The 22,626-nt window shown below is 71.4% G+C and carries 19 protein-coding genes and 1 pseudogene; 8 read left to right on the plus strand and 12 right to left on the minus strand.

What is annotated here, in order from left to right; genetic code table 11:
* Nucleotides 1–6 precede the first annotated feature (6 nt).
* Both AB0K67_RS32590 and AB0K67_RS32595 read left to right on the plus strand, forming a co-directional pair.
* Nucleotides 7–5,451, plus strand: a complete 5,445-nt coding sequence (locus AB0K67_RS32590) for an amidoligase family protein (RefSeq protein ID WP_364067954.1) — start codon at nucleotides 7–9, stop codon at nucleotides 5,449–5,451.
* 28 nt (nucleotides 5,452–5,479) lie between these two features.
* Nucleotides 5,480–5,983, plus strand: coding sequence for a hypothetical protein (locus AB0K67_RS32595; protein ID WP_364067955.1), 504 nt, complete (start codon nucleotides 5,480–5,482; stop codon nucleotides 5,981–5,983).
* A gap of 12 nt (nucleotides 5,984–5,995) precedes the next feature.
* Here the strand turns inward: AB0K67_RS32595 and AB0K67_RS32600 are convergent, their stop codons facing one another.
* Nucleotides 5,996–6,340 (minus strand): STAS domain-containing protein, encoded by a 345-nt coding sequence (locus tag AB0K67_RS32600; protein WP_364067956.1) that lies wholly within the window; start codon nucleotides 6,338–6,340, stop codon nucleotides 5,996–5,998.
* Between the two features lie 411 nt (nucleotides 6,341–6,751).
* Between AB0K67_RS32600 and AB0K67_RS32605 the strand changes: the two genes are divergently transcribed.
* A complete protein-coding gene (locus AB0K67_RS32605; RefSeq protein ID WP_364067957.1) occupies nucleotides 6,752–8,290 on the plus strand; it encodes a pectate lyase in 1,539 nt (512 codons plus the stop codon).
* A gap of 191 nt (nucleotides 8,291–8,481) precedes the next feature.
* On the opposite strand, the gene AB0K67_RS32610 is transcribed toward AB0K67_RS32605, so the two are convergent.
* A complete protein-coding gene (locus AB0K67_RS32610) occupies nucleotides 8,482–8,835 on the minus strand; it encodes a helix-turn-helix domain-containing protein (protein WP_364067958.1) in 354 nt (117 codons plus the stop codon).
* A gap of 64 nt (nucleotides 8,836–8,899) precedes the next feature.
* On the opposite strand from AB0K67_RS32610, the gene AB0K67_RS32615 reads away from it, so the two are divergent.
* Both AB0K67_RS32615 and AB0K67_RS32620 read left to right on the plus strand, forming a co-directional pair.
* Nucleotides 8,900–9,793, plus strand: coding sequence for an LLM class flavin-dependent oxidoreductase (locus AB0K67_RS32615; RefSeq protein WP_364067959.1), 894 nt, complete (start codon nucleotides 8,900–8,902; stop codon nucleotides 9,791–9,793).
* A gap of 133 nt (nucleotides 9,794–9,926) precedes the next feature.
* Nucleotides 9,927–10,049: pseudogene (locus tag AB0K67_RS32620) on the plus strand (FAD-binding protein); the annotation flags it as partial.
* Between the two features lie 261 nt (nucleotides 10,050–10,310).
* On the opposite strand, the gene AB0K67_RS32625 reads toward AB0K67_RS32620, so the two are convergent.
* From AB0K67_RS32625 to AB0K67_RS32660, 8 genes are all read right to left on the minus strand, one after another.
* On the minus strand, nucleotides 10,311–11,129 hold the full coding sequence (locus AB0K67_RS32625) for a carbohydrate ABC transporter permease (RefSeq protein ID WP_364067960.1): 819 nt from the start codon (nucleotides 11,127–11,129) through the stop codon (nucleotides 10,311–10,313).
* Nucleotides 11,119–12,036, minus strand: coding sequence for a sugar ABC transporter permease (locus AB0K67_RS32630; protein WP_364067961.1), 918 nt, complete (start codon nucleotides 12,034–12,036; stop codon nucleotides 11,119–11,121). Before AB0K67_RS32630 ends, AB0K67_RS32625 begins: the two co-directional genes overlap by 11 nt.
* A 2-nt stretch (nucleotides 12,037–12,038) precedes the next feature.
* On the minus strand, nucleotides 12,039–13,259 hold the full coding sequence (locus tag AB0K67_RS32635) for a sugar ABC transporter substrate-binding protein (RefSeq protein WP_364067962.1): 1,221 nt from the start codon (nucleotides 13,257–13,259) through the stop codon (nucleotides 12,039–12,041).
* A 12-nt stretch (nucleotides 13,260–13,271) separates the two neighbouring features.
* Nucleotides 13,272–14,840: an FAD-dependent oxidoreductase gene (locus AB0K67_RS32640; protein ID WP_364068053.1), complete on the minus strand. Its 1,569-nt coding sequence runs from the start codon at nucleotides 14,838–14,840 to the stop codon at nucleotides 13,272–13,274.
* Between the two features lie 17 nt (nucleotides 14,841–14,857).
* A complete protein-coding gene (locus AB0K67_RS32645) occupies nucleotides 14,858–15,865 on the minus strand; it encodes a LacI family DNA-binding transcriptional regulator (RefSeq protein WP_364067963.1) in 1,008 nt (335 codons plus the stop codon).
* Nucleotides 15,866–16,032: 167 nt separating this feature from the next.
* Complete coding sequence (locus tag AB0K67_RS32650) at nucleotides 16,033–16,350, minus strand: DUF3040 domain-containing protein (RefSeq protein WP_364067964.1); 318 nt, start codon at nucleotides 16,348–16,350, stop codon at nucleotides 16,033–16,035.
* A gap of 658 nt (nucleotides 16,351–17,008) precedes the next feature.
* A complete protein-coding gene (locus AB0K67_RS32655; RefSeq protein WP_364067965.1) occupies nucleotides 17,009–17,425 on the minus strand; it encodes a nitroreductase family deazaflavin-dependent oxidoreductase in 417 nt (138 codons plus the stop codon).
* A gap of 143 nt (nucleotides 17,426–17,568) precedes the next feature.
* Nucleotides 17,569–17,997, minus strand: coding sequence for a hypothetical protein (locus tag AB0K67_RS32660; protein WP_364067966.1), 429 nt, complete (start codon nucleotides 17,995–17,997; stop codon nucleotides 17,569–17,571).
* Between the two features lie 123 nt (nucleotides 17,998–18,120).
* Here AB0K67_RS32660 and AB0K67_RS32665 point away from each other — a divergent pair, with 123 nt between their 5' ends.
* Both AB0K67_RS32665 and AB0K67_RS32670 read left to right on the plus strand, forming a co-directional pair.
* Nucleotides 18,121–18,711: a TetR/AcrR family transcriptional regulator gene (locus tag AB0K67_RS32665; RefSeq protein ID WP_364067967.1), complete on the plus strand. Its 591-nt coding sequence runs from the start codon at nucleotides 18,121–18,123 to the stop codon at nucleotides 18,709–18,711.
* Nucleotides 18,708–18,953: a hypothetical protein gene (locus AB0K67_RS32670; RefSeq protein WP_364067968.1), complete on the plus strand. Its 246-nt coding sequence runs from the start codon at nucleotides 18,708–18,710 to the stop codon at nucleotides 18,951–18,953. The genes AB0K67_RS32665 and AB0K67_RS32670 overlap by 4 nt, the downstream gene beginning before the upstream one ends.
* A gap of 12 nt (nucleotides 18,954–18,965) precedes the next feature.
* Here the strand turns inward: AB0K67_RS32670 and AB0K67_RS32675 are convergent, their stop codons facing one another.
* Both AB0K67_RS32675 and AB0K67_RS32680 read right to left on the minus strand, forming a co-directional pair.
* Complete coding sequence (locus tag AB0K67_RS32675) at nucleotides 18,966–19,811, minus strand: universal stress protein (RefSeq protein WP_364067969.1); 846 nt, start codon at nucleotides 19,809–19,811, stop codon at nucleotides 18,966–18,968.
* Nucleotides 19,812–19,886: 75 nt separating this feature from the next.
* Nucleotides 19,887–21,323, minus strand: coding sequence for a cellulase family glycosylhydrolase (locus tag AB0K67_RS32680; RefSeq protein WP_364067970.1), 1,437 nt, complete (start codon nucleotides 21,321–21,323; stop codon nucleotides 19,887–19,889).
* Nucleotides 21,324–21,794: 471 nt separating this feature from the next.
* On the opposite strand from AB0K67_RS32680, the gene AB0K67_RS32685 reads away from it, so the two are divergent.
* Nucleotides 21,795–22,625, plus strand: coding sequence for an alpha/beta hydrolase (locus AB0K67_RS32685; protein ID WP_364067971.1), 831 nt, complete (start codon nucleotides 21,795–21,797; stop codon nucleotides 22,623–22,625).
* Nucleotide 22,626 lies beyond the last annotated feature (1 nt).

Raw genomic sequence — 22,626 nt, forward strand, 5'->3', positions numbered from 1 at the left:
CGGTTCATGGCGGCGCACTCGGGGGGCCCGAACATCCAGACCCCTGGCGGGTACTTCGCCGGGGACCAGATCGTCCGGATCGACAGCGACGTTCAGCCTGCTTGGGAGAGCGAGTCGCTGCCGGATTGGGTGAATCACTGGCTGATTCCGATGTTGTCGGCCGGTCAGAAGTGGCCGGAGGCCAGCGAGGCCGGGCTGTCGGAGCTGGCGCGCCGTTACGCGGCGCTGTCGGACGGCTCTATGTCGTCTGCCGAGCCGGCGGGCCTGGCGGTGCGGACGATCGTGTCGGGGTGGGCGACGCCGGCGACCGCGACGTTCGCGGGCCGGGCGCGTGAGCTGTACGGCAACGAGGGCGGCATCTCGGGGGTCGGCAACAACGCGCGCGCATACGCGGTGCAGGCCAGCAACTTCGCGGTGCAGACGCAGTACTCGAAGCTGACGATCAACGTGGCCTTCTGGGTGACGGTGACCGCGATCGCGATCACGCTGCTGGCGGCGTTCTTCAGCGCGGGCGTCTCGACGCCGTTGATCGGTCCGTACGCGGCGGCGGCACGCGCGGCGATCAGCCGCATCCTGGCCAAGCTGGTGGCCGCTGCCGGGCAGAAGGTCACTGCGGCCCACCTGGCGAAGGTGGCGGCGTTGAGCGGCCCGACCGGGAAGGCTCTGGTGCTGCGGCTGCTGGCCTCGCCGTTCGGCAGGGAGCTGGTGGAGGAGGTCGGTGAGGAGTTCTTCATCGAATTCGTCGCCCAGCTCCAGCAGAACCAGATGGGCACCAGGAACGGCTTCGACTGGCAGCAGCTGGCCGTTGCCGGGCTGAGTGGCGGGACCGGTGCGGCGGCGGGCTCGGTGGTGGCGGGGCCGCTCTCGCGGGTCACTCAGGTGATGCCGGGGTTCGCCGGGCGGGCGCTGACGACGGGTGCGACGAACGTGATCGCGTCGCCGGTCGGCGGCTTCGTGGGCAACGGGCTGGTGTACGGGCAGTGGTCGAACCCGTTCACCGCCGAGTCCATGGTGGGCGCCTTCATGGGTGGTGTGGGGCGTACCGGGACGATCAGCCCGTTCAGCCCGGATGTGGCCCTGGCTCTGGCGGACCCGGTGACCACGCTGGCCTCCGCGTACGCCGCCGCGACCGGAACCACCGCAGCCTCGACCGGCGCGCCGACCGGCCCTGACGCCAACCCGTCCCACGCCACGGTGAACGTCCGCACTCCGGACCTGGCCACGGTGCCGGCCACCGTGGGTCCGTCCAGCACGACGTCCACGGGTGGCTCCTCCAACATGACGTCCACGGTGGGTTCGTCGTCCGGCGCGACCTCCCGTACGTCCACGGCGGGCTCGTCCAGCGCGACCCTCCGCGTGGGCGCCGATCTGCCCAACGCCGACTCCTCGCCGCGCCGTCACACCCCGAGCCAGCCGTCCGCCCCCGGCCTCGGCCACCCGAACCCGGACCAGACTCCTGACCGAACCTCTGGAACCGGCTCCGGCCGCCCGCCCGCACCCGGCATCGCCGCCACTCCCCCACCCACCACCGGCCAAGGCCCCACCAGTCAAGGCCCCACCGCTCAAGGTCCCACCGCTCAAGGTTCTACCGGCCAGGGTTCTACCGGTCAGGGCTTCACCGGCCAGGGTTCTGCCGGTCCAGACTTCGCCGGCCAGGGTTCGGCGAGCCCCGGCCCCTCGCCTCAAGCCAACCTGCACAACCAGCCGCAGCCCGGCAGCCCCGAGCCGCAGCAGCCGGGGCCCGAACCCCGCCAGCCGAGGACCTCTCCGGAGCCGCACGCAAGCACGACGCCCGCGCCGCACACCGGCAGCACACCGCCCAGCACCGCAACCGGGGGTTCGACCGCCGAGGGCAGACCGACCGTCGCCACGACCGACGCCCCGACGGGGCACACGACCAGCCCGAACACGACGGTGACGGCGGGCGAGCCTGCCGGCCCGCTCCCGCCAGGCCGGCCGCAGCCGCTCACCGGCCCTCACTCCACCACCCCGCCCGCCCAGGGGCCGCTCGACGAAGGCCAGGCCACCGGTCAGGCAGTGCAGGCACCGTACAGTCTCCGCCCAGAGACTCCCGGCAGGCACAGGCCGGCCGATGCGCGCCGGGCTTCGGACGAGGCCCGCCAGAGTGAACCAGCGGGTACGGGCGCCGCCGACCAGGCCGCCTCCGAGCCCGAAGAGGCAGCGGACGGTCCTGCGCAGGGCCACGCATCCGCCGTTCCCGTAACCGCCGAGCCTGACCAGGCTGCGGACGGTCCGGCTCGGCACCACGCGTCCGCGTCGCCCGGCGAGGTCTGGGACACGGCGCTCAGCGAGGGGTACTCGCCGATAGCCGCGCCACACCCGCGCACCTTCGCCGAAGCGGCGGCGATCGTCCACCGCTGGACGCCCGGCGCCCAGCCCGACCCCGACCGCGGCGCTCAACCCGACACCGACGGCCGCCCCGGCCCCGGCAACCGCCCCGAGCCCGGCGCACAGCCCAATCCCGCCGACCGCCGTGACCCCGGCATGCAGCCCGACCCCGGTGTCCGCCCCGACGCCGAGGGTCAGGTCGGTCCCGACCAGCACTCCGGCAGCCAGGTCGGCACCAGCGAAGATTTCTCCCATATCGAGCGGCTGCTCAGCGGCGAGACCGACGACGCCTCCGAGCCGCAAAGCACCCTGGCCCCCACCACAGCGGACTCGGCAGCACCGCAGTCGGTCGCGCCGCAGTCGGAAGCTCCGGAACGGGAAGGGCCGAACCCCACAACCCCGGCCCTCGCCCCGGGAGAGCCGGAAGCATCGCAAGGGGAGACGCCACAGCCGGCAGCCCCATCACCGGAAGGGCCACAGCCGGCAGCCCCGTCACCGGAAGGGCCACAGTCGGCGGCGCCGCGATCGGAGGCGGCGCAACCGGCAGCCGCGCACCCCACCGCCGCCGACCCGGCCCTGGTCGAGAGCGGGCGGCGGCTCATGCGGTCGCTCTTCGTGGCGAACCAAGACGACACCTCGGCGGCCGTCCTGGGCACGCTGCGCGAAATCGTCGCAGACGGAGATCCGAAGACGGCCATACAGGACCTGGCGGACAGGTTCTTCGGCACCCGCCTGGCCATCACCCCCCTCATCGAGCTCTACCAAGACGCCCAACGCCAGGGCCTGAAGCCCGAGGCGGCACGCGACAGGTTCGAGCTCATCGACGTGCTCGACCGCGCCTACCCGGCCGATCATCACCGCTGGCTCGGCTACCGGTACGACGCCGCGTTCTCCGTCAGAACCCCGGAGCAGGCCCGCGCGGCCGGGGTCCTGGCGGAGATCATGGTGACCCCGGACGACAGGAACACCTACAAGGCGTTCATCACGCCCGTGCTGCTCGCCTACGGCCTCCGCAACATCACCGAGCTGCTCCCGGTCGTGCGGGAGGCGTACGACCAGGGCCACCTGCCGCCGCGGGCGGACGGGCCGAAGGCGTTCCACGACGCGTTGCGCCGCTTCTACCAGGAGGACCCGACGTGGTGGGAGGGCCTGCGCGGTCAGGAGACGTACGGGCTGCGCGGTCTCGACGACGCCGGCATCCGGCTGCTCGGCGCCATGATCAGGATTCTCCCGCAACGGGCCACCGCCCGGCCGTCCGCCCCGCTGCCGATGGAGACGCTGGCCCACGAGGTCGGCCTGGCGGGTTCCGTCGCGCACGTGTTCCGCCTGGCCAGGGACGCGCAGGAGCACGGCGCGGACCCGGCGGGCGCGGCGAACCCCCGCGAGCTGGCCGACGTGCTGATCGCGCACAAGGCGCACGACCCCTACCTGTGGAACGGCCTGCGGCTCACCGTCGAGCACGGCCTGACGCCGTCGGACGACGACGCGGTGCGGGTGCTCGCCAGGCTGGCGGAGCTCGCGGGTCCTGAGCCGGCGCGGCCGATCTGGACGTTCCAGCCGCTGCGGCGGCTGGCCGACCGCGCCGGGTACGGCTACGACGTGGGCGAGCTGATGGCGCGCGGGGCCGAGGCGGTGCGGAACGGGTTCGATGTGTTCGGCCCGGTCGATCGCGAGCAGGTGATCGACGCGCTGCGACGCCTGCAGCCGCCCACCGCGCCGGACCCGCGCGCGACGGAGCCCGGCCCGCACGACCCAAGCGCGACGGAGCCCGGCCCGCACGACCCGCACGCCACCGCCACCGGCCCGCACGACTCAAGCGTGACCACTCCTGGCCTGCGCGACCCGCGCACGATCGCTCCGGGCCTGCACGATCTGTCGCCTTCCGCCGTCAGGGAGGCCAGGAAGGCCGCGGCGGCCGAGTACGAACAGGCGCGCAAGAAGCTGCGCGGCGGCTCCCGGCTGCGCCGTTTCCTGCGGCCGGGCTCCACCCTGTGGTGGTCGCCCGATCCGGGGATGGACGAGCTGTACCTCGAGTCGTTGCAGGCCCGCGTCCAGGCGTGGCAGCGCCTGCCGAGGGCTCCCGAGGTGTCGTTCACCCACGACTTCCCCGCCTACCTGCGGGCCTACGAGGCGGCGGCGCGGCGTGCGGAGAGCGGCGAGCCGGTGATCCCGTACATGTACGAGGACGCCACCGCGGGCCTGGGCGCCAGGGACGGCGGGCGCGGGTTCGGCGTGGAGATCGAGTTCGTCCTGCCCCCCGGGGAATCGCTGACGGCCATCGCGGAGGAACTGCACAAGGCCGGTCTTACCGGCGACGCCGACGTGCATGCGTACCACACCTCGGCCGAGACCGGCTACCGGACCGGCCGGAACGGCGGGCGCGGCCTGTGGCGGCTGGAGGAGGACAGCACCGTGTCGGGCGAGCTGGTCTCGCCGATCCTGTACGACGAGCCCGAGACGTGGGAGAACCTCCGCCGCGCCTGCGAGATCATCCGCGCTCACGGTGGCCTGGCGACCGGCGAGACCGGCGGGCACGTGCACGTGAGCGCCGGAGACTACGATCACCTCGTGGCGAACTTCGTCAGCGTGGCCGAGTACGCCGACCACCACGGCGACACGCTCTACCGGCTCGGCCACAACCCTGAGCATGAGGACCATCGAGGGCTGGGGTACTGCATTCCGAGCACGCCGCCGGCCGAGGGATACGACTCGATCGAGCTGGTACGCAGTACGCACGAGCACCACGCGGCGCTGAACCTGTCGGCCGTGAACGGATCCAGGCGGGACCACGTCGAGTTCCGCATGTGGGACGGCTCGCTCGACCCCGCCATCATCCAGGCGCAGGTGAAGGTGTCGCTCGCCCTGGTCGAGGCGGCCTTCCGCACCGCGGCCCTGGGCCTGTCGCCCAACGCGGGCCGGCGGGAGCCTGCGGGTAGCCACGCAGCGCTGCGCCGCCTCGGCTCCGCACCGGACCTCACCGAGGCCGGCAGTCTCTCCTTCCGCCTGCTGATGGACGAGCTGTTCTGGCGGGCATCCGACAAGGAGCAGCTCACCGCCCTGTACGCGATCACGCGCTGGAGCCCGTACCGGATGGAACCATGACCGGACCCGCATCCGGAGGAGTGCGCCCATGGCCGTGATCGTGCGGAACGTCCCCGCCGCGCAGGATCCGCCGCCCGCGCCGCGCAAGGCGGACGGCCGGCCGTACCGCTACGAGATGATCCACGCCGACGGCGCGCTGCGGGGTTACGCGGACGAGCCGGCCCAGCTGGTCGGGATGCTCATCCCCGGCTACGGCGAGATGGGCGAGGGCGCCGAGCGCGCGGCGGCGCGGCTCCGCCTCGCGCTGGACGCGCAGGCCCGGTTGCAGGCGCGGCTCGCGGTGGGGCGGCTGGGCGAATGCGATGAGAGCGAACGTGCGGTGCTGCTGGGCGGACGGCACGAGCCGCCGGCCCCCGAGGAGTGGACGGCGCCCGTGCCGCTCGTCCTGGTGACGTCCTTCTACCGGCCTGAGGGGACGTTGCCGCGGCCGTCGGGACCGCAAGAGTTGCAGGTTTGGCTCGACCCGGCCGACGACTGGACGTTGCTCACCAGCCTGCACAGGGCGGGCGTGATCACGGTGGGCGCCCGCTGACAGAGGGCGGGGTCAGGCGGCGCTCGGCGGGACGCGGCTCATCGTCGGCAGCGCCCGGTCGAGGCCGGTGATGCGCAGCAGCCGCACCATGAACGGGCGGGGCTCGGCCAGCGCGAGCGTGATGCCCATCGGCCGGGCGCGCTGCTGGACGTCGACCAGCACGGCGAGACCGGCGGCGTCGCAGAACGTCACCTCCGACAGGTCGAGGACGAGCAGGCTGTTGCTGTAGTGCAGCGCGCTGAGCAGTTCTTCGCGCAGGGTCGCGCTGGTGTAGAGGTCGATGTCTCCGTAGATGCGCAGGACGGTCGGTTGGCTGCTGCCTGCGACGCCGAGCGGGGCGGTGTCGATGACCCTCATGAGAACACCCCCTCGGACGGGCTGGACGTGGGCGGGGTCACTCCGGGGGCGGCGCCGGCGCGGGCGCCGGTGCTTCGCAGGTCCTCGGTTTCTTCAGCGTAGTCGCCGGTTTCCCGGATGCCGGGCGAGCTAAGCAATCCAGGCCGAGGACTGCCGGAAATTTGACGAAATATCCGATTTAAGGATGCGGCAGCCCCGCCCGTACCCGCCGGATGAAAGTTTCATCGCTCATTGACAGGCGGAAAGCGCTTTCCTACGGTGGCGCTACTTCCACCAACACGGACGTGTTCACTCATGTGAGCGGTGCGCACTCGCTGGGGGGACTCCGGTCGGCGGGTCATCCCGTCGTGCCCGGACCAGCAGGACCGGCTGCGGGCAGCAGCCGGCATCGGACGACGAGATGGGACGAGCATGAGACGAGCAGTCGTGTTACGCGCCGGCGCGGCACTCGCCGCGGCGGTCTTGGCCGCGGCGGCCGGTACGGCCGTGACGGCGATGCAGGCGTCGGCCGCGGCCGGCAGCGCCACCGGCTTCGCCTCCGCCAACGGCGGCACCACCGGCGGGGCCGGCGGGCAGACCGTGCGCGCCACCACGGGAACCGCGATCCACCAGGCCCTGTGCAGCCGGGCCAGCAGCAGCACCCCGATCACCATCCAGGTCGAGGGCACGATCAACCACGGCAACACCAGCAAGGTGTCCGGCGGCAGCTGCAACACCGCGGACGGCGTGATCGAGCTCAAGCAGATCAGCAACGTCACGATCATCGGGGTCGGCAGCGGCGCGGTCTTCGACCAGATCGGCATTCACATCCGCGAGGCCAGCAACATCATCATCCAGAACGTGACGGTCAGGAACGTCAAGAAGTCGGGCTCGCCCACCTCCAACGGCGGCGACGCCATCGGCATGGAGAAGGACGTCCGCAACGTCTGGGTGGACCACGTCACGCTGGAGGCGTCGGGCGGCGAGTCGGAGGGCTTCGACGGCCTGTTCGACATGAAGAACAACACGCAGTACGTGACGCTGTCGTACAGCATCCTGCGCAACTCCGGCCGGGGCGGGCTCATCGGCTCCAGCGAGAGCGACCGCTCGAACGGCAACGTGACGTTCCACCACAACCTGTACCAGAACATCGACTCCCGTACGCCGCTGCTGCGGGGCGGGATCGCCCACATGTACAACAACCACTACCGGAACATCAACGAGTCCGGCATCAACTCCCGGGCGGGCGGCCGGGCGAAGGTGGACAACAACTACTTCGAGGACTCCAAGGACGTCCTCGGCACCTTCTACACCGACGAGGCCGGCTACTGGCAGGTCAGCGGCAACATCTTCGACAACGTGACCTGGGGCGCCCGCGACGACGACCACAACCCGGCCGGTCCCGACCCGCAGTCCAACACCAGCGTCAGCGTCCCCTACTCCTACCGCCTCGACGGCGCGAGCTGCGTGCCGGACATCGTGAGCAGGACGGCGGGCGCCAACAAGGGCCTGCAGGTCTCGGACGGCAACTGCACCCCGACCAACCCGACCGACCCGCCCACCGACCCCACGGATCCGCCGACCGATCCCACGGACCCGCCCACCGGCACGAACCTGAGCATCGGCGCGGGCTCCGACGGGTCGAGCAAGGCCGGCGGCACGAGCTACGGCAACGTGCGTGACGGGAACATGAGCACGTACTGGTCGCCAAATGGCTCGACAGGCGACATCTCGATCAAGTGGGGCTCGGCCACGACGGTCGGCAGGGTCGTGATCCGCGAGGCGTCCGGCGCGACGGGCGTGATCGGGTCGTGGCAGCTCATCAACGCCGACAACGGAGCCGTGCTGAAGTCCGGCACCGGGGCGGGCACGATCAGCTTCACCCCGACGTCCCTGAAGAAGATCACGTTCAGGATCACCGGCTCGAACGGCACCCCCAGGGTCGCCGAGTACGAGACCTACGCCTCCTGACGCCCTCCGGGGGCCGCCCGCGCGGCGGCCCCCGCACCGATCCGGCCGATCAGGCGGTGGCCGAGGCGCTGCGTGGGCGGCTCGATCGCCCGGTGGCTGAGCCCGCTCAGCGGCAGCAGCAGGCGCGGATCGGCCGGCCCCGGCGCAGTTCGGCCGCCCCAGGCAGGGATCGGCCCGCCTCGGCGCGGGGGTCAGCTCGCTGCGGCGGTGGCGCGGCGGTGGCCCCACTCCACCAGGGGTTGCAGGAGCCGCATCAGCTCCTCGCCGTCGGGCGACAGCTCGTAGCGGACCTGCACCGGCGTGGTGGGGATCACCGTACGCACCATCAACCCCTCGGCTTCGAGCTCCTTGAGCCGCTGGGCGAGCAGCCGGTCGGAGATGCCCGGCACCGACAGGCGGTATTCGCCGAAGCGGCGCGCGCCGCGCTGCCCGGCCAGCAGGATCGCGCTGGTCCAGCGGCGGCCGACGGTCTCCATGATGTTCTGGAAGCTGCGGCAGCTCGGCTCGTGGATCATCGGGTCGCGAGGCTGGGATGCAGTGGTCACTTACTCAAGATTAGTACCTAACCTGACCTTTGCCCAGAAGCGCCGCCGTCCGGAGCATGGAGGCATGACTGACTACGGACATGACCTCTCCTTCGGTGTGAGCCTCGACCCCGGCGTGCACCGGCTCTCCGAGAGCCTGCGCATGGCGGCCGTCGCCGACGAGAACGGGATCGACTACCTGGCCGTTCAGGACCACCCGTACCAGCCCGGACACCTTGAGACGCTCACGTGGATCACGCATGTGGCGGCGGTGACCCGGCGCGTGTCGTTGCTGACCGATGTGGCCGACCTGCAGTTGCGCCCGCCGGCGATGCTGGCCAAGGCCGCGGCCTCGCTCGGCGTGCTGTCCGGCGGCCGGCTGGTGCTGGGCGTGGGCGGCGGCGGGTTCGCCGACGCGATCACCAGCATGGGCGGTGGACGGCGCACCGGCGCGCAGATGGTCGCCTACACGGAGGAGTCGCTGCACATCCTGCGGGCGGCGCTGGCGGGCGGCGTTGTGCGGCTGCGCAGCGAGCACCACGACGTCGAGGGCTACCAGGCGGGCCCGGTGCCGCCCTCCCCCGTTCCGCTGTGGCTGGGCAGCATGAAGCCGAAGATGCTGGGCGTGACCGGCAGGGCCGCCGACGGCTGGATCTCGCCGATGAACATCTACGTCGCCCCTGACGAGGTGCCCGGCAAGCAGAAGCTCATCGACGAGGCGGCCCGCGCCGCCGGGCGCGACCCGGCCGCGATCCGGCGGGCGTACAACGTGCTCGGCACGATCGGCGACGTGCGCGGCGGGCACGGCCTGGCGGGCGACGTACGCCTGTGGACGGACACGCTCACCAGGTGGGCGCTCGAGCTGGGCTTCGACACGTTCATCTTCTGGCCGGTGTCCGACCATCTGGCGCAGCTTGAGGTGTTCGCGGCGGAGGTCGTGCCGGCCGTACGCGAGCAGGTGGCCAGGGGGCGGCGATGAGCCTCACGCCGGTCCCGCCCGGGCTGCGGGGCAGGTCGTCACGCCCGGCGACCGGCGGTACGCGCTGCTGCGCTCCACGTACACCGCCGTGTCGAGCCCCGCCGCGGTGCTGCTGCCCGAGAGCGCCGGGGAGGTGGCCGCCGCGCTGCGCTACGCGCGCGAGCAGGGGTTAGCGCTGTCGGTGCGCAGCGGCGGGCACGGCCTGTCGGGGCGGTCGTCGAACGACGGCGGCATCGTCATCGACCTGTCCGCGATGAACCGGATCGAGGTGCTCGACCGGGAGGCGCGGCTGGTCCGGGTCGAGGCCGGGCACGAGCCCGACCTGCTGTGGGCGGCGGTCGAGCCGCTGCTGGGCATCGGGCCCATGCTCGACCGGCACGCGCAGCTCGCGCCGTACCCGGCGCTGGTCTCCACCGCGCACCTGCACCCCCACGTCGGCCGGCAGCCGAACACCACCACCAACGGGCTGCTGAGAGCCATGACCGACGAGGACGCGGCGGCGGGAGCGGATCCGCGGTCAGCCCTTGAGCCCGGTGTGGGCGAGGCCCTCGATGAAGTGGCGCTGGGCGAGGACGAAGACCACCAGGATCGGTACGGCGGTCATCGAGGCGGCGGCGAGCTGCACGTTCCAGAGGGGTCCGCCGTAGGCGTCGACGAACTGGGTGAGCGCCTGGGGCAGCGTGAACATGTCGGGCGTCGACAGGTACACGATCGGCTCCAGGTACAGGTTCCACGAGTGCAGGAACGTGAAGATCGCCACCGCGCCGAGCGCGGGCCTGGCCAGCGGCAGCGCGACCCGGTAGAAGGTGCCGAAGCGGCCCAGGCCGTCCACTCTGGCGGCCTCCTCCAGCTCGCCGGGCAGCGTGAGGAAGAACTGCCGCATGATGAACGTGGCCAGCACGCTCGGCGCGCCCAGGATCGGCACGACGATCAGCGGCCAGTGGGTGTTGATCAGGCCGAGCCGGTTGAACATCTGAAACAGCGGCACGATCGTGACCTCGCTCGGGATGAGCAGGCCCACCAGGACGACGACGAAGAGCACGTTCTGGCCGGGGAAGCGGATGCGGGCGAAGGCGTACCCGGCCATCGCGGCCACCGCCATCGTGCCGGCGGTGACCACGGCGGCGATGTAGAGGCTGTTGAGGTACTGCTGCCCGAACGGCTGCATCTCGAAGACGCGGGCGTAGCTGGACAGGTCCCACACCTGGGGGATGAGGGAGAAGTCGAAGACCTCGCTGATGGGCTTCATCGACGTGGTGATCATCCACCAGGTCGGGAAGACGAACGGCACGCAGAGCACGCACAGCACCGCGTACAGGATGAGCTTACGTCTCAAGGTGGACCCACTTCCTCCGCATCCGCCACTGCACGAGCGTCAGCGCACCGACGATGAGGAACAGCAGCACGGAGATCGTCGCGCCGTACCCGAAATGGTGAAACGGGAAGGCCTGCTGGTAGAGGTAGTAGACGAGGACGGTGGTGGAGGTGCCGGGGCCGCCCTGGGTGAGCACGGCGATCTGGGCGAACACCTGGAGCGAGCCGACCACCGTGATGATCGAGGTGAGCAGGATCGTCGGGCTGATGAGCGGCACCGTGATGCGGCGGAACCTGGTCCAGGCGCCGGCCCCGTCGAGCTGGGCGGCCTCGTAGAGCTGCTTCGGCACGCCCTGCAGCGCGGCCAGGAAGAGCACCATGTTGAGGCCGACGTTCTTGATCACCTGGACGACGATGACCGACAGCATCGCGGTGCCCGAGCCGCGCAGCCAGTTGGGCCCGCCCCCGAAGAGAGCGTTGATGCCGCCGTTCGGCTGGAGCAGGAACTGCCAGACGATCGTCCAGGCCACCAGCGACACCAGCACCGGTGAGAAGAACAGCGCGCGGAAGACCACGGTGCCGCGCAGCTTCTGGTTGAGCAGCACCGCGAGCAGCAGGGCGAGGGTCAGGTTGAGCGTGACGAGCCCGGCGGAGAAGATCGCGGTCGCGGTCAGCGAGTCGCGCAGCGCCGGGTCGGCGGCCAGCCTGGCGTAGTTGTCCAGGCCGACGTACTCGAACGTGCCGGCCAGGACGTTCCACTCGTTGAGGCTGAACCAGCCGACCAGCGCCAGCGGCAGCAGCACGAACAGCACGCTGCCGGCGAGCTGCGGGGCGATGAGCAGGTAGCCGACGAGGTTGTCGCGGCGCCGCACGGTCCAGAAGCGGCTCGCGCTGCGGCTCCCGGCCTTCGCGGCGGTGAGCACGGCCATCGTTACGACCCCAGCAGCGGCTGGATCTTCGTACACACGCCGTCGAGCACCGCCTTGACGTCGGCGCCGGGCTGCCAGAGCGGGTCGAGCGCGGCGCGGGCGGTCTGGATGAGCTCCTCCTGGCCCTTGTGGCTGGGCTTGACCACGCCGTTGGGGATGCCGTCGATGACGACGGCCTGCAGCTGCTCGGGCTTGAGCAGCGGGTTCGACTTGGCCAGCGTCTCGACGTTGAGCTGCGAGGTGCGGGCGGGCGGGAAGTACTGGGCGAGCTTGGCGGAGTTCTCGGCATTGGTGAAGTAGCCGAGGAAGTCGGCGGCCAGCTCGGCGTTGGGCGACTTCTTGATGACGCCGATGCCGGCCTGCCCGATCACGGAGTACTCCCCTGCGGGGCCGTGCGGCAGCGGCAGCAGCGTCCAGTCGAACGTCGCGTCCTTGAGCAGGCTCGCCCGCGAGATCTGAGTGACGATCATGGCGGCGTCGCCGGAGTAGAAGTCGACGGTCTCGCCGGGGCCGGGCAGCGCCTTGTCCGTGAAGATCGACTTGTGCAGGAACGTCATCGCCTCGACCATCGGCGGCTGGTTGAAGCCGCAGGTCGCGCCGTCCTCGCTCCACGCCTTGGCGCCCCAGCCCTCCCACAGGGTGGCGAGGTTGGTCCAGTTCTTGTAGTCCCAGTCGCCGACGATCAGCCCGGCCTTGCCCTTCTTCGCCACGGCGGCGGCCGCGTCCATGGCCTCCTGCCAGGTCCAGCCCTTGGCGGGCACCTTTTTGCCGGCCTCGCGCAGCAGATCGGTGTTGACGAACACGCCGAACGGCGAGGTGGAGAACGGGTAGGCGTACAGCTCGCCGTCCTTCTGCCACAGCCGGGTCGCGGCGGGCGCCAGCTCGGCGGCGTTCTGGATCTTGCTCGACAGCGGCGCGAGCGCGCCGGACTCGACGAAGTCGGGGGCCGAGCCCTCCAGGATCCAGGCCAGGTCGGGCGCCTTGCCGCCGGCGATCTGCGTGGTGAGCGTGGTGGTGTAGCTGTCGATCGGGATCGACTCGAACGTCACCTTGGCCTTGGTGTAGCCGGCGGCGATCTCGTTGAAGAGCTTGAGATGGTCCTCGTTGGCCGTCCAGATCGACATGCGCAGTGTCGCGGGGCCGGACTGCGCGGTCTGCTCCGCGCCGCTTCCGCAGGCGGCGGCCAGGGTGAGCAGGGCGACGGCGGGGATCAGTGCCCTCATGGCGGGGTCTCCCTAATACGCGGTGACAGCGGGCCAGCGCAGCTCGACGCCGTCCCGGGTGAGCCTGTGCTGGAAGTCGGCGAGCAGGGACTCGCTCTCTCGTACGGCGTGCGGCGTGGTGCCGTGGTCGAGGCAGAACGCCGCCAGGGCGCCCGCGGCCTCGCCGATGTTCCACTCGACCGGGTGCAGCCGGTAGGCGCCGTTGGTGATGTGGGTGGTGCCGATGTTCTTGGAGGCGGGCAGCAGGTTCGTCATGCGCTGCGGGATCAGCGCGCCGAGCGGGATCTCGAACGGGCAGCTCGCCACGTCGATGTAGTTGTCGCCGCCGGTCGACGGGTGCAGGTCGATCCGGTACATGCCGACGCCGACCGAGTCGGGGTAGCTGACCGCACCCCTGTCGCCGCGCACCGCGTACGACAGGTCCTGCTCGACCACCGTGTAGAGGGCCTTGATGCGGCGCGACTCGCGGATGTAGGGCGCCTGGGCGAGACCGTCGGCGCTGCCGGTGATGTCGCCGCGCAGCCGCAGCCCGGGGAAGCCGGCCTCGGTCTGCATCCAGTACAGCACCGACAGCGACAGCTCGCGGGCGGCCTTCAGGTGCCGCTCGGCGTCCGGCACGTCGATGACCGGGCCCTCCAGGTAGTCGATCATCGGCCAGTTGACCAGCGTGATGTCGCTTTCGTACGCGCCTTCGACGAACGTCTTGCGCGCGGCGATCCGCCGGAACGTCCACAGGTTGGCGTCGCCCGGGTTGACCCGCTGGTCCGCCTCGACGAGCAGCGGGTCGTCGTCGGGGTTGGGGGTGAAGGCGCGTTCGACGATCTCCAGCGTGCGCGGGTGGGGGCAGCGCCACGACAGCAGCTTGTCGCCCCAGAACGGCGGCTGGTACTCGCGCCAGAAGTCGTACGACTCCGGCTTGTCGATCGTGTGGTCGCCGTCCACGTGGTCGATGGCGAAGCACACCGAGATGGCCTGCATGTTGAGCGGCTGCGCCTCGCTGGGGGCGCTGGGCTCGCCGGTGTCGGCCTGCGACTCGAAGCCGGTGACGTACTCGGTGCCGGTCAGCGGCAGCAGCTCGCCGGTCTCGGTGGCGTCGATGATGTACGGGGCGCTCGCCCACACCTCGCGCCCCTCGCCGCTGAGCAGCACCGCGCTCACCCGGTCGCCGTCGTAGGAGGCGGCGATCGGCCGGTACGGCTGCAGCACCCGCAGCCGGCCCGAGCCCCGGTAGGGCGCGAGCATGGCCTCGATGACGGCGACCGCGACGCGCGGCTCGTGACAGAGCCTGCTCACGTGGCCGCCGCCGGGGTTCAGGTCCCGCTTGGCCCTGGCGGCAGGGGTGAGCGGGTAATGGTCGCGGTAGTACTGGCGGATGCCGTCGCGCAGCGCCCGGTAGCTCGCGGTGACGCCGAAGCGCTCCACCCAGGAGTGCTCGTCCGGCGGCACGGCCTGGCTGGTGAGCTGGCCGCCCAGCCAGGCGTACTCCTCCGACAGCAGCACCGTGCGGCCCGCCCGCAGCAGGGCCAGCGCGGCGGCCACGCCGCCCAGCCCGCCGCCGACCACGACCGCGTCCGCTTTCATCTCGACCACGTGAGGGGTCACCTTCCGATCAGTGTGGAGCCCTCGATCAGCTCGCAGGGCAGGAGTTCCTGGGGTGTGCCGCCGGACTCGATCACCCCGGTCAGCAGCTCAACGGCCCTGCGGCCCATCTCGCGGCGGGGGATGAGGAAGCCGGTGAAGTCGATGTCGGTGTGCACGGGGCGGGTCGCCGAGCCGAGCGTGACCAGGGACAGGTCACCGGGGATCGCGAGGCCGCGTTCCTTTGCCGCCTGGACGAAGAGGACCGCATCGGCCTGCTCTTCGAAGAAGGCGGCGGTGGCGCCGGTGTCGCGTACGGCGTCGAGGAGATCGGACACGTCCGGAGCCAGGTGGAGCCCTTCCACGTCGAACTCCGCGACGGCGGCGCGGAAGCCGGCGTACCGGTCGGCCGTGGACTCGGCCCCTCCCCCGGTGCCGACGTAGACGAGCCTGCGGTGCCCGAGCCGCACCGCCCGTTCCACCAGCGCGCGGGTGGCCGTGGGGTAGTCGGCGCCGACGTACGGGACGGGCCCGCCGGCGTCGTCGCGGCGGCCGACGGACACGAACGGGATCTGGTCGGCGATCAGCCTGGCCAGGTCGTCGCGGTCGACCATGCGGCCGAGCAGCACGCACCCGTCGGCGAGCCGTACCCGGCTGTCCTCGTTGAAGATCCGCCGCCGCCCGCCGCCCGAGGCCCGCGCGCTGGTGAACAGCAGCAGGTCGCAGCCGACCTCCTCGGCGCACTCCTCGATGCCGACCAGGAACGGGTGGTAGAAGTCGGCGCTGGTGGCGGGGAAGACCGCCTCGTAGGTGAAGACGCCGAGTATGCGGTTGCGTCCCTCGGCGAGCCTGCGGGCCGCGGGGTCGGCGATGTAGCCGGTCTCCCTGATCACCCGCAGCACCCGTTGCCGGGTCTCGGGCGAGATGCGCACCTCGCTGTCGGCTCGATTGTTGAGCACCAGCGACACGGTGGTCTGGCTCACTCCCGCCATGCGGGCGATGTCCTGCTGGGTCAGGCGTCTTGCCACGGTTGGGTCTCCTCGCTAATGCGCATTAGCCAACGAGTGTGGGACCTTGCCGTGCTTGCCGTCAAGAGGTGATGGCCCAGTAATAATTCGTATTAGCAGATCGGCAGGAGGTCTCCTGGGCGATCGCGGCCGTTCTGTGAGATCCGTTCTGTGAGATCCCGGACCGCTCAGCGGCCGCCGGCCTCGTGCAGGGGCGCCTGCACCGTGACGGGCTGCGACGGGGCGAGCGACGGGCCGGACGGCGCGGGCGACGACGCGTGCCCGGTGAAGACGACCAGGAACACCATCAACAAGGTCAGGACGGCGACCGCCGCCAGCAGGCCCGCGATCTCCTTGCGACTGGTCCCCGGGCCGAAGCGGTACACCCTCTTGCGGCGGGCGGCGGCGTTGAGCGCGTCGATGCGGCGGGCGAAGGCACGATCGCTCCTGCGCAGCGCCATCTCGATCTCGGCGAGGATCCGGCGTTCCCGGTCCGACAGGTGCATCGCTCATCACCGCCCTACATCGTCAATTGTGGTCCGCTCGGCCGCGCTCGCCGCCGCCGGGGTGCTCACGTCCGGAGGTGTGGTGGTCGTGCCGCGGGAAGCGGAGGGGCGGCACGGCGGCTGCGGGCAGGCGGCGGCCCGTTCGAGTGAGCGGCGGCCCGTACGCGTGAGTCGCCGGGGCCCCACGGATCATCCACAGAGACCTTCATGCCCTTTCGGGCGGTATGCCAGACGTTGTAGGGGAATGCGAGTGTGCGCCGGATCGGCCGCTCGGCAGGGCGGGCAGGCGGCGGCCGGGGCGTCCGCGGCGAGCCGCCGGCCTGTCGCCCTGCGCGCGCCTCGCCGGCTGCGGGGGCCGGTGTGAGAAGCGCCCTGTGGGCTCCTGCGGCGCCACCCGAAATCTCCGCCTCTTTCGGGCGGGCTCCGGCGGCGAAGCCAGGGCGCCACCCTCCAGAAGGCGGTCGCAGCGGCGGAGGAGCCCCGGCGCCTCAGAGGCTGTGGCGCCTGGGGGGATGGTCGCGGCCGGGGAACGGCCGGGACGGCGGGTGGCCGCGCCGAGCCGACCACGTGGTCACGACGGCAGGGCGACCACGTGGTCGCGGCATGGAGCGCGGTGGGCGGGGGCGCGGCAGGGGTTGCCGTGGCGGCAGGCTACCTCTCAGGGGCGGTCGTAGATGCGGTACACCGGGTGGCGGTCTTCGATGCGGCGGAAGGACGCCAGCGGCGCATCCGGGCCCAGCCCCACGTGGGGGCGGGCGCCGGGGGCGATGGCGACGTACCGGCGCAGGATCTCCGCGCGCTGCCCGACGGGGACCTCGCGCAGCATGATCGGCTGGTCGCGGCCCCGGCGGCGCAGTACGGCCGCGCCACCGGCTGCCTGCACGTTCAGCACCCAGCTCGCCTTCGACCCGAGCATCGAGACGAGGTACTCCCCGCCGCCGTGGCGGGCGACCGCGACCGGCACCGACGTGACGGCCCCGCTGCGCCGCCCGACCACCTTCAGCACGGCGGCCTGGCTCGGCGTCAGCCACCCGGCCCCGTACATCAGTGCGTCGAGCCTGTTCACGAGCCGCATGAACGCGTTCGGACGATCGCCCCTGTACATCGCCCGCTTGAGCGCTCCGGCCGCGCGTGCCACGACACCGATCAAGCCGCCCGGACCGCCTGGACTCCTCCCCAAGTCGCCCGTGCCGCCCTGACCTCGTGTGATCTTCTGCGTCATCGCGCCCTTCTCCACAGCGCGACCGCGGCGAGCCCGGGAACGCACGGCAGGGCCAGCAGCCAGCCGAACAGCGGCGCCAGGCCGACATCGCCCGAGTTGTCCTTCACGGTCAGCCCGGCGATCGCGATGAGCAGTGCGATCACCAGCAGCCCGACGGCCATCCAGATCGCCCAGTCCTTCCCGGCGTTGACGGCCCAGACCGTGCTGAACCAGCCGAGCAGCCCCAGGAACCCGATGGTGCCGAGGATGATCAGGTACGCGTTGACGGCGGCGTCGATCTCGCCGGGCGTGTAGGCGGGGTAACCGGCCCTGATGTGGTCGGCGAGCGTCCCCTTGGCGAAGAACGGAAGCAGGGCGGCGATCGCGGTGAGCGCCGCGCCCACGTACAGCAGCGCCGGGACGGCCCGGCCGCGTGGCGTGGTCATGGCATGACCCCTTTCAGAAAGTGACTGTCTGGAGCAAGTGACTCTAAGCACGCAGGTTTTAGAAAGTCAATTTCTAGAGACAGCGACATGCTTGAGACAGTGACTTGCTGATAAGGTGAGTGCATGAGCGGGCTTCGCGAGCGCTGGCGACTCAAGGCCATGCGCGCCATCCAGGAACACGCCCTCGACCTGTTCGACGAGCGTGGATTCGACGCTGTCACCATCGAGGAGATCGCGGCGGCCGCCGAGGTCTCGCCCTCGACGGTCTACCGGATCTTCGGCACCAAAGAGGGCATCGTGGTCACCGACATCGAGTTCGACGCCATGAGCCCCGAGGCGCTGGCCGCCATCTTCGACCCGGCCGACCCGGTGGGCAGCCTGGTGCAGGCCGTCCGCGCGTACGAGGCCCCGCGCGAGGAGCGGCAGGCCGGCAAGGGCCCGTGGCGGCGGGTCCGCTACTTCTTCGCCACGCCCTCGGTGCGCATGGCCGTCTGCGCCACCCTCGACCAGGCCGGGCAGCGCATCGCCCCGCTGATCACCAAGACGGGCAAGGTGAACGAGACGCAGGCCAGGGTGATCGCCAACGCCCTCGCGTTCGGCTACTTCGCCGCGCTCGAACAGTGGTATCTGAACGGCAGCGACCGCCCCATCGCCACCTACGTGGAGGACGGCCTGCGCCCCCTGCGCGACGTGCTCAGCGCGTCCTCCTCATGATCGCGCGGGAGATCTCCGCGCGTGCGGGAGCGGAGACCGCGAACTTCCGCCCCCGCCAGGCCGCCCGCCCGGCCGGCCTGCGGACGATCCACGTCGACCCGTGGCACATCCGGCCAGGCGAGACCCTGGTGATGGAGTTCCGCGGCAACCGCAGGCGCCGGGCTGCCGCGGGCTCGCCCGTACGGCCGTGCACGCTCGCCGGACGGCACCCGGCCGTCCGGCGAGAACGGGCCGCCCGCTGACCGTCCGAGCCCTCAAGGGCGGACGACGGCCACCGGGCAGGACACGTGATGCAGCACGTTCCTGCTGACCGAGCCGAGCAGGGCCGAGCCGAGCGCGCCCCGGCCCTGCGAGCCGACGACCAGCAGGTCCGCCTCCCGTGAGGCGGCGACGAGCGCATCGACCGGATGCGCTCGTCGCACGTCCTCGACGACCGTGACCTGCGGGTGGGCCTCCTTGAGCCGCTTCAGCCGGTCCCGTACGACCTGCTGCTGCGCGGTGCGCACCTCGTCCATGGTGAACGGGGCCTCAGGCGTGTACAGGGCGGGAAGCTGCCAGGCGTGGACGGCTCTGAGCGTGGCGCCGCGTGCCGCGGCCTGTTCGAAGGCGTAGGCCAGGGCCGCCTCGCACTCGGGTGCGTCGTCCACCCCGGCCACGACCTCGCCGCGTTCCTGCCGCCGCCCCTCGCGTACCACCACGACGGGGCAGCGGAGGTGACCGGCCAGGCTCGCGCCGACCGAGCCGAGCAGCGCGCCGGAGAACCCGCCGAGCCCGCGGCTGCCGACGACCAGCGCCTCGGCGCCGTCCTCCTCGGCCTGGTCGCGCAGGACGGCGACGGGCTCGCCCTCCACCTCGTGCGTGACCACCTCGACGGACGGCCGCCGCTCCCGGACCAGCGCCTCGGCCTCGTCCAGCACCCGCCGCCCCTCGCGCAGCACCTTCTCCGACAGCGTGGCGTCGGGGCGGGCGCCGACGAGGTACCACGAGGTGTCGGCCGCGTGCACGAGCCGCAGCGCCGAACCCCTGCGGAAGGCGTCGTCCGCGGCCCACTCCACGGCCGCGCGGGCGGCGTCGGAGCCATCGACACCAACGATGATCATGCTTGTCCTCCTTCGCTCACCTCCCATCGCACCTCAAGAACGGCCGCGAAGACAGGGCCCCAGGTCACGTGCGGGTCAGAAGTCGTCGGGGGTGCGGATCCTGTCGCGGATCCACACGCCGGCCTCCTTCAGCCTGCTCGTTCCGGCGAACGGGCCGTTCGGGCAGGTGCCGGTGGTGAAGACCGCGCCGGAGCGGAAGTCGTCGGAGAAGTTCCAGTTCACCCAGCTGATCTTCTTCTGGGCCAGCAGGTCGAGGTATTGCTGTGACCTGGTGAAGTTGTTCGCCCCGTCGCCGGAGGCGCTCTGCGTCCCGAACTCGGTGACGAAGATGGGCAGCCGGTCGGCGGCGCGGGAGAGGGTGTTCAGGTATTCGGTGCCGTGCGAGGCCGCGTAGAAGTGGAACGTGTACATGATGTTGTCGGCGTTGACCGGGTTGTTGACGATCTCGGTCTCGTCCGAGCCGGCCGAGACGCCGAGCGACGACCACGCGCGGGTGCCGATCAGGATCGGCGCGTCCGGGTCGTACTGCCTGATCACCGGGATGAGCTGGTGCGCGTAGTCGCGGATGACGGCCCAGGTGACGGAGTCGCCGTTCGGCTCGTTGGCGATCTCGTACAGAACGTTCTTCTTGCCGTTGTGGCGCTGGGCGATCTCCGTGAAGAACGTCTTGGCCCTGCCGAGGTTGTACATCGGGTCGCCGGGGTCGAGCATGTGCCAGTCGACGATCGCGTACATGCCGCGGGCGGTGGCCATCTCGATCAGGTTGTGCACCCGGTCGGTGAACAGGCGGGGGTTGGTCTCGTACCCGTCCTCCTGGATGTACATCGAGATGCGCAGCACGTCGGCCTTCCAGTCGCCGGCCAGGGCGTCGAGCGAGGCGTCGGTGAGGCACTGCGGGTACCACTGGATGCCGTGGCTGCTCATGCCGCGCAGCTGGATCTGCTTGCCGTGCTCGTTGCAGAGCTTGATGCCGCACACCCTCAGCTGGCCGTTCGCCTCGACCGGGGTGCCCGCGCCGCCGCCGCCGGTGGGCGTGCCGTAGACCTCCAGCTCCCACAGGCTGTAGCCCCAGGGTGTGCCGCGCTGGGTGCCGTACACGCGGACGTAGCGGCCGGTGCCGCTGACCGTGAGATCGTCGGTGCCGCCGTCGCCGGTGGTGGTCGAGTAGACGTCGGTCCAGGTGGATCCGTCGGGCGAGGTCTGCACGCGGTAGGCCGTGGCGTACGCGGCCTCCCAGACCAGCCGTACCCGGGAGACGGTGTGCGTGGAGCCGAGGTCCACCCGGATCCACTGCGGGTCCGCACCCTCGGCGCTGGCCCACCGCGTGGCGGTGCTGCCGTCCACCGCCTTACCCGGCTCCAGTCCCGCCGCCTCGACGGAGGAGGCCGTCGCCGTCTTACCCTGCGAGACCAGGGGGTCGGCGGCCGCCGCGCTCGCGCCCGACGGCGCCGAGAGCGGCACCATCAGCGCGGCCAGGACTGCGACGAGGCCCGCACGTGCGCTTCTCCTCACGAACGACTCCGTTTCCGTTAGGAAAGTTTCTTAACTTCCGGCGCAGCATAAGTTGACACCCGACCTCACACAAGGCCCAATTCTCAGAAAACCCGGGTGATGGGGCCCGCATCTGGCGAAGGCGGACACACCAAGCGAAGGGAGTAGCGGGGTTCCGTCCTTCGGGGTGGGAGGGGCACGGCGAACCCAGATGCTGCCGGTCCGTATCGGATATGGCCCAGGAGAAGCGGCGACGAGAGGCGCGACGGCGGCAAGGAGAAAGTCCCCCGCCGAGGCGCATCCGGCGTGGCAGGCGACGGCACACGCGCCGGGTGAAGGCGGTCAGCCGAGCGGCCGCCGAGGCGCGCGCAGAGCGACAGGCCGGCGGCTCGCCGTGGACGCCCCCACTCTCGCCGTGGCGGGTGCCGAGGTTAGCGGCGGCGCTGCTGAGGTAGCTGTTCGAGGTTCCCCCACCGGCACGATTGGGGACGCATGGTGAACGGCATCCGGATCACGGCCCTGGCGGCGCTGGCCTCGGCCGCGCTCCACCCCGCACCGGCGCAGGCGGGCAGCCCCGCGCCCTGCCCGGCGCAGAACGGCACCAGGCCGACGGTCGTCCTGGTGCACGGGGCGTGGGCCGACACGTCGAGCTGGAGCGGCGAGGTGGACGCGCTGCGCAGGGCCGGGCTGACCGCCCGCGCGATCGCCAACCCCCTCCGTGGCCTCGACGGCGACGCCGCAACCGTCGCCGACTTCCTGAAGACGGTCTCCGGCCCGGTGGTGCTGGTGGGCCACTCCTACGGCGGCTCGGTCATCACGAACGCCGCCGCGTCGGCGCCCAACGTCAAGGCCCTGGTGTACGTGGACGCGGCCGTGCCCGACGTCGGGGAGACCACCGCCCAGCTCAGCGGCTCGGGCTCGGCGCTCGAAGCCTCACCCGAGTCGCTCTACGACACGGCCACCTACCCGGACGCTCCCCAGGGCGCCCAAGACCTGTACCTGAAGCGGGACGTGTTCGTGCGCTCGTTCGCCTCCGACCTGCCCCCGGACACCGCGATCCGGCTCTGGGCCACCCAGCGGGCCGCCTCCACCAACGCCTTCCAGTCGCCGTCGAAACAGGCGGCGTGGAAGAAGATCCCGTCCTGGTACTTCGCCAGCACGGGTGACCGCATCATCACCCCGCAGTCGCAGCTCGCCATGGCCAAGCGGGCCGGGTCGAAGGTGACGACGTTCCCGGGCGGCTCCCACCTGACCCTCGTCTCGCACCCGGAGGAGGTCGCCCGCGTGATCACCACGGCGGCCTGCTCGGTCAAGGGCGGCTGAG

This window comes from Nonomuraea sp. NPDC052634 (genome assembly GCF_040678535.1).
GTDB lineage: Bacteria > Actinomycetota > Actinomycetes > Streptosporangiales > Streptosporangiaceae > Nonomuraea > Nonomuraea fastidiosa.

Bases quoted from the DNA above. Each gene is read 5' to 3' on its own strand.
- AB0K67_RS32615 (WP_364067959.1), top strand. From the start codon at position 8,900: ATGACTGACTACGGACATGACCTCTCCTTCGGTGTGAGCCTCGACCCC.
- AB0K67_RS32590 (WP_364067954.1), top strand. From the start codon at position 7: ATGGCGGCGCACTCGGGGGGCCCGAACATCCAGACCCCTGGCGGGTAC.
- AB0K67_RS32660 (WP_364067966.1), bottom strand. From the start codon at position 17,997: ATGACCACGCCACGCGGCCGGGCCGTCCCGGCGCTGCTGTACGTGGGC.
- AB0K67_RS32685 (WP_364067971.1), top strand. From the start codon at position 21,795: ATGGTGAACGGCATCCGGATCACGGCCCTGGCGGCGCTGGCCTCGGCC.
- AB0K67_RS32605 (WP_364067957.1), top strand. From the start codon at position 6,752: ATGAGACGAGCAGTCGTGTTACGCGCCGGCGCGGCACTCGCCGCGGCG.
- AB0K67_RS32665 (WP_364067967.1), top strand. From the start codon at position 18,121: ATGAGCGGGCTTCGCGAGCGCTGGCGACTCAAGGCCATGCGCGCCATC.
- AB0K67_RS32635 (WP_364067962.1), bottom strand. From the start codon at position 13,259: ATGAGGGCACTGATCCCCGCCGTCGCCCTGCTCACCCTGGCCGCCGCC.
- AB0K67_RS32640 (WP_364068053.1), bottom strand. From the start codon at position 14,840: ATGAAAGCGGACGCGGTCGTGGTCGGCGGCGGGCTGGGCGGCGTGGCC.
- AB0K67_RS32630 (WP_364067961.1), bottom strand. From the start codon at position 12,036: ATGGCCGTGCTCACCGCCGCGAAGGCCGGGAGCCGCAGCGCGAGCCGC.
- AB0K67_RS32600 (WP_364067956.1), bottom strand. From the start codon at position 6,340: ATGAGGGTCATCGACACCGCCCCGCTCGGCGTCGCAGGCAGCAGCCAA.
- AB0K67_RS32670 (WP_364067968.1), top strand. From the start codon at position 18,708: ATGATCGCGCGGGAGATCTCCGCGCGTGCGGGAGCGGAGACCGCGAAC.
- AB0K67_RS32675 (WP_364067969.1), bottom strand. From the start codon at position 19,811: ATGATCATCGTTGGTGTCGATGGCTCCGACGCCGCCCGCGCGGCCGTG.
- AB0K67_RS32595 (WP_364067955.1), top strand. From the start codon at position 5,480: ATGGCCGTGATCGTGCGGAACGTCCCCGCCGCGCAGGATCCGCCGCCC.
- AB0K67_RS32650 (WP_364067964.1), bottom strand. From the start codon at position 16,350: ATGCACCTGTCGGACCGGGAACGCCGGATCCTCGCCGAGATCGAGATG.
- AB0K67_RS32655 (WP_364067965.1), bottom strand. From the start codon at position 17,425: ATGCGGCTCGTGAACAGGCTCGACGCACTGATGTACGGGGCCGGGTGG.